At 61.3% G+C, this 10,097-nt stretch carries 9 protein-coding genes and 2 pseudogenes; 2 read left to right on the top strand and 9 right to left on the bottom strand.

What is annotated here, in order from left to right; translation table 11 throughout:
- Positions 1–960: 960 nt before the first annotated feature.
- Positions 961–1,224, bottom strand: coding sequence for a hypothetical protein (locus IVA80_RS31590; RefSeq protein WP_247438784.1), 264 nt, complete (start codon positions 1,222–1,224; stop codon positions 961–963).
- 232 nt (positions 1,225–1,456) lie between these two features.
- Between IVA80_RS31590 and IVA80_RS31585 the strand changes: the two genes are divergently transcribed.
- The gene (locus tag IVA80_RS31585; protein WP_247438782.1) at positions 1,457–2,254 is read left to right on the top strand and encodes an outer membrane beta-barrel protein; all 798 of its coding nucleotides are present in this window, start codon (positions 1,457–1,459) and stop codon (positions 2,252–2,254) included.
- Between the two features lie 182 nt (positions 2,255–2,436).
- On the opposite strand, the gene IVA80_RS31580 is transcribed toward IVA80_RS31585, so the two are convergent.
- From IVA80_RS31580 to IVA80_RS31550, 7 genes and pseudogenes are all read right to left on the bottom strand, one after another.
- Positions 2,437–3,090 (bottom strand): IS66 family transposase zinc-finger binding domain-containing protein, encoded by a 654-nt coding sequence (locus IVA80_RS31580; protein ID WP_247438780.1) that lies wholly within the window; start codon positions 3,088–3,090, stop codon positions 2,437–2,439.
- Positions 3,091–3,159: 69 nt separating this feature from the next.
- On the bottom strand, positions 3,160–3,513 hold the full coding sequence (tnpB, locus tag IVA80_RS31575; protein WP_247438777.1) for an IS66 family insertion sequence element accessory protein TnpB: 354 nt from the start codon (positions 3,511–3,513) through the stop codon (positions 3,160–3,162).
- Positions 3,510–3,974, bottom strand: a complete 465-nt coding sequence (locus tag IVA80_RS31570) for a transposase (protein WP_247438776.1) — start codon at positions 3,972–3,974, stop codon at positions 3,510–3,512. Before IVA80_RS31570 ends, tnpB begins: the two co-directional genes overlap by 4 nt.
- Before the next feature lie 142 nt (positions 3,975–4,116).
- On the bottom strand, positions 4,117–4,944 hold the full coding sequence (locus IVA80_RS31565; RefSeq protein WP_247438774.1) for a hypothetical protein: 828 nt from the start codon (positions 4,942–4,944) through the stop codon (positions 4,117–4,119).
- 1,199 nt (positions 4,945–6,143) lie between these two features.
- Positions 6,144–6,383: a DUF2171 domain-containing protein gene (locus tag IVA80_RS31560; RefSeq protein ID WP_247438772.1), complete on the bottom strand. Its 240-nt coding sequence runs from the start codon at positions 6,381–6,383 to the stop codon at positions 6,144–6,146.
- An 81-nt stretch (positions 6,384–6,464) separates the two neighbouring features.
- Positions 6,465–8,147 (bottom strand): DNA polymerase/3'-5' exonuclease PolX, encoded by a 1,683-nt coding sequence (locus IVA80_RS31555; protein ID WP_247438770.1) that lies wholly within the window; start codon positions 8,145–8,147, stop codon positions 6,465–6,467.
- Positions 8,148–8,586: 439 nt separating this feature from the next.
- A pseudogene (locus IVA80_RS31550) lies at positions 8,587–8,862 on the bottom strand (YhjD/YihY/BrkB family envelope integrity protein); the annotation flags it as partial.
- 89 nt (positions 8,863–8,951) lie between these two features.
- Between IVA80_RS31550 and IVA80_RS31545 the strand changes: the two are divergent.
- Complete coding sequence (locus tag IVA80_RS31545) at positions 8,952–9,809, top strand: glucose 1-dehydrogenase (protein WP_247438769.1); 858 nt, start codon at positions 8,952–8,954, stop codon at positions 9,807–9,809.
- 91 nt (positions 9,810–9,900) lie between these two features.
- Here the strand turns inward: IVA80_RS31545 and IVA80_RS31540 are convergent.
- Positions 9,901–10,097: pseudogene (locus IVA80_RS31540) on the bottom strand (IS5/IS1182 family transposase); the annotation flags it as partial.

Below are 10,097 nucleotides of genomic sequence, written 5' to 3'. Positions count from 1 at the left end.
ACGTCTATAGCGGGGGTGGCGGCGAGAACGCGGGTGGCGCAAAGGGGTCCAAGGTCGCGCATTCCGGAGAGGAAGGCTCCCGATCTGGAGGTGGCGGCGGTAACAAGGCCTCCTCGGGGGTTGGCGGCCAGGATGGAGATGACAAGAAGAAAAAGAATGAGCGTGATTGAAAAGGACAAGTCGAGCGCCGCTTAGCTGTCTGGTGCGGGGAACATGCGCCATCTCAAGGTGCCAATCCTGGTTTTGGCATATGCTTTGGCATATGCGGTGATATCGCCCGCGTCTGCGCAAACCTGTTGCCGCCACCGGCTGCGCGCCAGACGCCAATCGGTGCGTGAGCAGCGGTCCGCTGCCTTCCTATCGCCTGCGCCGAAGATTCTCGAGGGCCGTCACGTGGGTCCGCGGTGCGCAAGCACCGAGCCGCCGTGCTCGCCCGCCGGCCAGCGCGTACCTACGTGGCCCCAGTTCAGATTCCCCCAGAGTGCCCATTGGTGGATCCGACCAAAGCGCAGGTCGGCGACGCAACCGCTCAATGCGTGAACGTGTTAACCGGAAATGCGCAGTTGCGGGATTGTTTTTTTGAGGACGACGCCGGTAGGGCCGAAGACAAAAGAACCGGTCTGAACTGCCCCGATCGCCAAGCTGCGCTGGCGAGGCAGTGTCTAAAGCGCTGCGTCAACTATGCATCCGATACGACACATTTGGTGTGTGCCGGCAGCTATCCCAACACGCTCTGGCGTGTGTCTTTTGGAGATATCTCAGGCCGCGGTCTCGGTTCGGAGCGTGTAGACCTCTGCGGCCCTCGGCTAAGAACGCTGCAGCAAGCTCCAACGCGCTGAGGTGCGCTGGATTCAGCCGCTGCCATCGGCTGGACAGACGCCAACTGGAGGCGGCCCTGCTGGAAGTGACGTCGCGAGATCCGAGCGCACCATCGGGATGAACAAAGGCTCTCTTCGTGCGCTAGATGGCGCCAATCTTCACGCAGAGTGCATGGGCGACCATGAATACCGGGAGGGCGATCAAGAACCATACAATGGCGTCCGCGTCGCGATCTGGCGCGAACTCACGGTTCGCATCTGTCTGGCGGCTATCAGGAACTACAGAAAAGGCTTGGCTTGGTCGGGTGCGCTTGGCTGCGCGACGCAATAGCTGTTTGACAGTTGCTTCGCGCTTTTGCGTGATCTCCGCGCGTTCTTCTACGTCAGACATCAGCTTCACCTTCAACCCGATCTCTACTAGCCGGCGAAATCGCTTCTGGCGGGCGGTACGCTGGCGGGCTGCAAACGATGTGGCATTTAGTTCCCAACTACTTAACACATATGGAGAATTCCGGCCACCTTTGATATCGAGTGTTGCGAGCCAGCTACAGCAACGTACAGGAGCGCGACGTACTATTCTTCGGGCAGGTGAGCGAGCACGCCAATTCCTTGAACTCGTTATCTCTGGAGAGACTCGAATGAAGGAACTGATTGCGGCTGCGGCCGGAACACTAGTTTTAGGTCTGGCGGCTCCAGCCAGCGCGGCCCATCTCGCGGCCCGGCCGTACACCAAGGCTCCGCCGCCGATGGTCGCCGCCATCTACGACTGGAGCGGCTTCTACATCGGCGTCAACGGCGGTGGCGGCTCAAGCCACAAGTGCTGGGACTTCGTCGACACTTTTGGCGGTGTGACTGGCGTTCCGGGTAGTCTTGTCGGTGAAGGCTGTCACAATGCGACCGGGGGCACGGTCGGTGGTCAGATCGGTTATCGCTGGCAGTCAGCAAGCTGGGTGTTCGGTGTCGAAGGCCAGGGCAACTGGGCGGATTTCAAGGGCGACAATATCAGCGCGATCCCGGGATTCGGCCTTCGCAATCAGTCGAAAATTGACGCCTTCGGTCTGATCACGGGCCAAATCGGTTACGCCTGGAACAACGCCCTGTTCTACGTCAAAGGTGGCGCCGCCGTCGTCGGCGATCGCTACAGGACCTTTGACGTTGCAACCGGCCTTGAATTCGATCGGGCGAACGACCAAACCCGCTGGGGCGGGACGGTCGGCGCCGGCTTCGAATATGGCTTTGCGCCGAATTGGTCGGTTGGCATCGAGTACAATCACATCTTCCTCGAACGTCGTAACGTCGATTTCACCGGCTCCGGCAACTTCGCCGGCGCGGGACTTGGTGTCTTTACGCGCACCGAGCGTATCGATCAGAACGTCGACATGGGGCTCGTCCGCTTGAACTACCGCTGGGGTGGCCCGGCGATCGCGAGGTACTGAGTCGCTTCAGTCAAAAGAACAAGGGGCCGGCTCAAAGAGCCGGCCTTTCTCTTTGGGAGCTCGAATTGACAAAAACCTACAGGCCAGTCATCCCGTCGCAGTCGCCGCTGAGCTGAACCAAGCATTCGCTTCGCTGAACCTCACACAATTTGCAAAAGCCATCGGGAAAGCACTTGACGACTTCAACGTCGCCGCACAGCGGGGATCTCGGCCTGACGGTAAAACGGCGTATGGTCGCCGAACTTGGAGACGATCACGTGCGCAATCGCCGCTTCGGTCGGCAGTCCACCAGGCACGACGTGCTCCGGTGCGTGCGCCTGCACGAGAGGGCCCGAGCACCGGCGACAGATGTATTTCGGGCGGCGCGTGACCAGCACGCGCCATTGCGCCGGGATCACGTCGAGGCGTTTGCTGACGTCCTCACCTATCTTCGTCATGGCGCCGCAACCGCACGGACAGAGCGTGCTCGCGGGCTCGATTATCCGTTCCACCTGCGGCAAATGGGCAGGCAAGCAGCCGCGATTGCGATGAGAACCTTGATCCGGCGCGCTCCGCGATCGGCCCTGGATCACAGCCTCGGCTCTCTCCTGCGCCGCGTCCAGGATGCCTTGCGCGATCTCCACGTCTTCCAGCGGCAAGTGATACTGATCTGACCCCAACTTCTCGGACTTCGCGCCGAACTTCTCGCGTCGCAATTCCCCGAGAATGACCTCCAGCCGACGTCGCGCTTCCTCCGATGCCGCCAGTGCCCCCTGATGCTCGCTCAAGGCGGACTGCGTTTGCGCCAAAAGCGCCTTCAGGCGTTCGTTTTCGTCGCGCAGCGCCGCAATGCTCATGCGCTATTTCGAGCACATCACCACTGCGCGTGCCACGTTCAAAATAGCTCTCGAGTAAATCTGCCGCAGTTATCCAGCCGCCTGGGGACGCCGCGCTTCTTCCGGGCGGACTAACCTCCAATCCAGCCCTTCGAACAGGGCTGCGAACATCGCTGGCGATATGCGCATCACGCCGTCTGCGATCGTTGGCCAAACGAACTTGCAGCCTTCGAGGCGCTTATGAACTAACACCAGGCCCGTTCGATCCCAGACCAAAATCTTGATCCGGTCCGCTCGTTTCGATCGGAACACGAAGGCTGCGCCGCTGAACGGGTCGAGGCGAAGCATTTCCTGCACCTTTGCCGCAAGTCCATCGTGGCCACAGCGGAAGTCGATCGGCCGCGTCGCGATGTAAATCCTCAGATCGGCACCGGCCGCGATCATCGTGACGCTCGCACTGCGCGGATCACCCGGGACAGCTGCTCGCCATCTATGGCTGTGTCCGTCCGCAGCACGACATCGCCGATCGCGATCTCAAGCTTGATGGCCGGAACGTGACCCTCCTCCAACGCGCTTTCCACGACCAGCGGCGCGAATGTCGACTGCGACGCCTCGCACGGCGCCAACATGCCTCGCTGTCGAAAGCGTCGTGGCCAATCGTAAATCCGCCAGCGCGTCGCTCCGTGCTTGCGCGCCACCTCGGAAACCTGGGCACCGGCTAGCAGACTCTCGGCGACGATCCGAGCTCTCTCAGCCTCCGAACAAACGTGGCGTCCCGACAGTCCTTCAAGCACCTCCAGCCGGCTCACCGGCCTCCCGATGAGCCGTCCAAATGGACGTCCTTTTTGCTGTCCAATCCCATCCCAAACCTCGGTCCAGAGCCGGAGGCTTCTTCGCACGTTCATTCGAATTCTGAAGCAAGGGTATCGGCTTCGTGCTTAAGATTGACCTCTCGCCGAGGTCCCAATAGCTGCCTTCGAAGAGCCAAGCCAACTGAAACCGGGAAAGGCGTTGATTGACGATTACGCCTCGCCCGGGTGCCTAGAATCATTCTGTGGCCTTCGAGTGCACTGACCATGGCCATGCCAATGGCGGTTGCGGCTTTTTGGCTTGCGGCCGCGCCGGGCTCGGCGCGGGCTTTTGCGTCTGGGCAACATTGGCCGACTGCCGCGGACGCGGCAGCGGTATTTCGGTCATCACCCTTGGCTCTTCGGGGCTCACCCTTGGCGCTTCAGGCGTCACATTTGGCTCTAAGGCGTTGGCGATGACGTGGGCGAGTTGTTCCTGGCTTGCGTTTAGTCGCTCGGTGAGCGTCTGGCTTTCGCGCGCCATCTGGATCTGGGTCACCTTGATCTGGTCGATGGTACTGGTGTTGCGTGCGATTTCTTCCCGGCTCGCCTTGATTTGGCTCACCAGATTTTCACTGTCGCGGACCAATTGTTCTTGCCTCACCTCGAGCTGTTCGACCGTTTGCCTCAATGCAGCGACATCGCGCGCCATCGGTTGGAGCTGCTGCGCAAACTCGGAAGACAAGGCAGCAGGAGGCGGCGCAACGTCTTTCCGCGCGGTGGCGTCCGGCGCGGCCCGTGTCAGAGGTGCCAGCTGTGAGGGGGCCATCATCGCCGTATCAACCGAGGATGACCACCGCCAGGCAGCGGCACCAATGGATGCTGCCAACAGAGAACCGAGCAAAGCCACGTAGCGCCAACCCGAGCGATGAATTGTTGTCGGCGGGGCGCGAGACGTCTTCCTCTTAGTCGGCGGGGCCAAAGGACCGACTTCCTCTTCGCGCGCCAGGTTGACAAGTTTGGAAAACTGCTCATCCAAGCTTTTCGTGATCTGCTCTTCCGCGAGCTTGTCCAGCGTGGAATCCATTTGGCGCTCCATATCAAATGCAATGGCACCCGCCTGAGAGCGATGTGCCGATCTGCGCTACGGCGAGCTAACATTCAACGGGACGCAGATGGTTTTTGCGCCTGCAAAACTTTCCCCAAGGGATGAGCTTGGAGCTGCACGTCACGTCGTCTTTTTTTACCAGCTTCACCCCGCTGTACTGGAGCTTTTAACGCAGCCGAGGAGGCGAAACTATGTTGACGGCTGGAGAACTATGGAAGGAACCCTGACCCTCCGCAAGTGCTGTCCGCCGTTCGGCGCGGGAGCAACGTGCGCTCGGCGGGGCCTGTCGGGGTTGCGCAGCCGACCGCATCGTTGCGGTGAGACTGGCGGCATAGGCCGCAGGCGTCAGATAGCCCAGTGAGAAAAGCGGGCCGAGATCGCCCCGGGTTGCCTGCCGCGCAGGGACCACCACATGAAGGCGCAGTGCAGCGCAAGCCTGACTTCGCAGGCCGTCATGACTTCGGCCACGGCACGGTCGCGCCGGCTCGATGTGATACAGCATCATCGCGCGCTATACCAATCGCCGGGGAACGTGGACGATCTCTGCTTACAAGCGAAAATACCCAAAGCCCATTGAGGGGAGTTAAGACGCGACCGCCCATCTGGCCACGTCGAAGACCGAAGCGTCACCATAACACTTACAGGATCGAAATGACGCCGCCGACGTCATCGTCGATGACGAACGAATTAAGCTCGATTAACTTCCGAGAAGAGCTGTTACGGAACTTATTGATCGCCGGCGAACTGTGCCCAAATCATCAGAGGGGCAATCTTCCAACTGATAAGATATCATACGAAAGCTTATCAGTCGTGGCTGGGCGTAGACAGAACGTCCGCTTTGTTCAAAAGGCGGCAGCTGCACCGGAGGCGATGACTTCTGCTCTACCACCGACTCCGGACATCTCGAGAGCCGCCCCAGCCGACGCGATCGGCGAAAAGCCGACATCGATGATCTCGATTAGCGCTTTCCCTCACAAGGGCGAGCTTGCCTGCACCCGCCGAGGGTTGGCACTCTCAAGCCGGTACCGCGGCAAATGCGCATGGCGCGGCTACGCCCTTCATCGCTCGAGGCCGTGCCTGATCCGCCATGTTGCTCCTTGGCTTCACGCTGGCAACGGGCCGGCGGCGGGACCGGTTTTGGACGCCTTTGCCGCAGTGATGTTGACCGGTCGGTTTCATCAGGTTTGAGCGTGCTGCCAGTGTGAGGTGATGTCGGCGCCGGTCTTGTTGAGATGCACGTGCTGATCGACGTGATCGACCCATGAGAGCGGAATAAAGTGATGATGCTGACCGTCCGGTGAACTCTGCTTCGTCAGCTTGATCTTGTCGGTTCCGTCCAGATGATCGACTTTTCCGACCATCTTCCTATCGGACGAAATCACGTCCATGTGTTCCTTGATCTTCGAAACGTCTGTCATGGGTATCTCTCATTCAGCAATCGTATATTCGGTCGGTCAGCGAAACTTGCGATTGCTTCCCGACGCTCAGCATACCGCCGATCAGGCCGCTCGCACGAGCGAGCGCCGCTTCTGGCGGAGGTAGCGCGTGATCTCCGGAAGCGTCATCGCGTTCAGGACCCTGTCGGCGGGGACACCGCCCTTCCGGGCCATCTCGACACCCCAGTGCATGTGATCGAGCTCGGGGATCGAGTGCGCATCCGGATTGATGCTCAGCATGCAGCCGAAGTCGAGGGCCGCCTGGTGCCAGCGCCAGTCCAGGTCGAGGCGCCACGGGTGGGCGTTGATCTCGACGACGACATCATGCTTGGCGCAGGCCCGCAGCACTTTCTCAACGTCGATTTCGTAGCCTGGCCGCCGTTGGAGCTGCCGCCCGGTCATGTGGCCGATGATGGTTGTGTGAGAATCGGAGATGGCCCGAAGCAGGCGCTGCGTCTGCGCCTTGCGGTCCAGCTTGAAACGGCCATGGATGCTCGCGACCACGAAATCGAAGCGCTCCAGCACGTCGTCGTCATAGTCGAGCGACCCGTCCGCCAGGATGTCGGACTCGATGCCTTTCAGGATCCGGAAATCCTTGCCGAAGCGCTTGTTCAACCGGTCTGCTTCTCGGTGCTGCTGCGCGATCTCGTCGACTGAGAGACCGCCGGCATAGTGCGCGGACTTCGAATGGTCGGCGACCCCGAAATATTCGAAGCCGCGCTGGCGCGTCGCCTTGGCCATCGTCCCAAGGGTCTCGGTGCCGTCGGAGGCATCGGTGTGGCAGTGAAGGATTCCGCGCAGGTCCTCGTCAGTGACGAGCTTCGGCAACTTGCCCTTCAGAGCCAGCTCGAGCTCATTGCGCCCCTCCCGGAGTTCGGGATCGATGAAAGGTAAACCGAGGGCGCGATAGATCTCGGCCTCGTCGCCCGCGATCAGGGTGCGGCCGTTGTGCAAGCCGTCGGCTTCCAACCTCATCTCTTTCTGGGCGGCCAACGCCCGGAGCTGCTCGATGTGAGCGGCGGAGCCGGTCGCGAACAGAAGGATCGCGCCGAAATGCTTGCGGTCCGACAGCCGCATCTGCAGTCCGTCCGCCGTCGACGGCTTCGGTGCCTTGGCGGCCTCCGGTGCTTCCGCAACGATGGTGAGATCGCCGACGAGTTCACAGCCCCGACGGAAATCGCCGGCGATCGTGACGCGCTTGAGCTCGGGCTGGGACTTTCTGATCGAATCCTTGGCATGTGCCAGCAGGACGGCGGCACGGTGCAGGTGGAGCCGACCTTCTCCGCTTTTCGCGATGGCCAGGTTCTGCAGGATCTTTGTCTGCAGCGCGGCGCCCAGTCCCTTGGCCTTCTTGATGCGATCGTCCTTGGCGGCGGCCTCCAGGTCGGCGAGAGAGCCAACGCCGAGATCCTTGTAGAGACGCAGCACCTTCTCAGGGCGGAGACCGGGCACGGAAAGCATCTCGAGCACGCCCTCGGGAATCTCCTTCCGCAGCTTTTCGAGGCTCGGATGAGTGCCCGTCTTGTGGAGCTTGGTGATGATGTCGGCGATCGCCTCGCCGACGCCGGGAATTTCCGTGAGTTGGTCCTCCGCAACGAGCACGTCGAGAGGGACGGCGAGAGCCGTCAGGCTGTCCGCCGCCTTGGAATAGGCCTTTGCACGGTAGGGGTTGCCGCCACGCAACGCCGTCCGCTGCGCGTATTCTCGCAGGAGACTTGCTACGGTGCGAACGTCGACGGAGGTCACTCAACAAGCCTCCTGTCCCGCGCCATGCGGCCTCGACGCAGCAAAGCGACTTTGAGCGGGCGGATCGTCATCGGGCTGACTATCCAGGGATCTCTCGAGTTTCTGCGCTGCCCGAAAGTCCTCTAGATGCTGCGTGTTCGGGCCATAAGCCGCCTCTTTCTTGAGGAGATTATAAATTCGACCGGCCACCAGCCGCAGATGTTTCATCCTGCCCTGCGGCATCGATCTGGCCCTGCAAAGAGCTCGGACAGCGTACGCCCGGAAGTAGTCGAAAGCGTCTGACATATCGATAAAACGCCGTCTCTGGCCTTTGGTTCTTGCGGTCGACGATGAAGTCGCGGTCAGCGGCAGGAAGAGGTTTGTTGCTGCGCGCGTTGGACGGCAGGGATCTGGCTTTCGGCCAGTTTCGCATCCTAGTCGGCTTTCTCGGCACCGACGGTGTGTCGGCCATTCGGGCTCCTCTGGCGCCAAGGGGCTTCGGTGCACCTGTCGTGGTATCCCGCGCCGTCTGGTGCTCCATGTCGGCGTTCAACTCCGCGCCGAGCAGGATGACGATCGCGGAAATCCAGAGCCAAGTCATGAAGCCGATCACGGCCCCGAGGGGTCCGTAGGTCTGGTTGAACGTCCCAAAGTTGGCCGCATACCATGAGAACAGGCCGGACGCCGCGAGCCAGAGAAGCGTGGCGGCCGAGCTACCCCAAGTGATCCAGTGCCAGACCGCGCGGGGCGCTTTTGGTGCTGGTCTAGGAACCTTGAACGTTGGCGGCCAGTTGTCAGCTTTTCGACCCGCGGAGACCGATCTGAATGCCCGACTATCCGAAGCCGCCGTTTCCCGGCCAGCAGCAGCCGATGCCCGGATCGACCGCGAAGATGAATCCACGTCCGGATCACGGCGAGACCAGCTACAAGGGCTCGGGTCGCTTGCAGGGCAAGCGGGCCATTATCACCGGCGGCGACAGCGGAATAGGAAGGGCGGTGGCGATCGCCTTCGCCCGCGAGGGCGCGGACGTCCTGATCGCCTACCTCGAAGAGCACGACGACGCCAAGGAAGTGGCAGCCCTCGTCGAGAAGGAGGGACGCAAGGTCGGGCTCGTCGCGGGCGACCTGAGGTCGGCGGACCATTGCAGGAAAATCGTAGACCAAGCGGTCAGCGATCTCGGCGGCGTCGACATCCTCGTCAACAACGCCGCGCATCAGGCGACCTTCAAGGACCTTGCGGACATCAGCGACGAGGAATGGCGGATGACGTTCGACGTGAACATCCACGCCATGTTCTTCCTGGCGAAAGCTGCCGTGCCCCACATGCGGCCTGGCGGGGCCATTATCAACACTGCATCGGTGAACTCGGACATGCCGAACCCCACGCTATTGGCCTACGCGACGACCAAGGGTGCCATCCAGAACTTCACCGGCGGCTTGGCACAGATGCTCGCGGAGAAGGGCATTCGCGTGAATGCGGTAGCGCCTGGGCCGATCTGGACGCCGCTTATTCCCTCGACCATGCCGGAAGAAACCGTGAAGAACTTCGGCAAGCAGGTCCCGATGAAGCGCGCCGGGCAGCCGGCGGAGCTGGCTACGGCCTATGTCATGCTCGCCGATCCGCTGTCGAGCTTCACTTCCGGAACGACGGTCGCGGTAACCGGGGGAAAACCGTTCATCTGATGGCGGGCATGAAGCATCCCGTAACGCCGGATGGGCGGTACTTCGTCGTCCGCGGAACACTTTGGCGAGTCGTCCGTGAAGAACGCCGGTTTTAAGCCGGAGCGGGTTGAATCGTTGCCATAAGGGCGAGGAGTATCTGGCACAACAAAAGCCTGAGCCAGCGGATCAGGCGGCGGAAGTTGTAGCCGACAGCTGCGAGGATGGCGTTGGCAGCGTCGCCTTGGCGGTACCAGAGATAGTTTCGGCCCATTCGATGCTCGGCTTTGAGATGGCCGATCACGGGTTCGA

The organism is Bradyrhizobium sp. 139, assembly GCF_023074175.1.
In the GTDB taxonomy this organism is placed as follows: domain Bacteria; phylum Pseudomonadota; class Alphaproteobacteria; order Rhizobiales; family Xanthobacteraceae; genus Bradyrhizobium.
The sequence above is the reverse complement of the archived record's forward strand: the minus strand, read 5'-3'. Positions and strand labels throughout refer to the sequence as shown.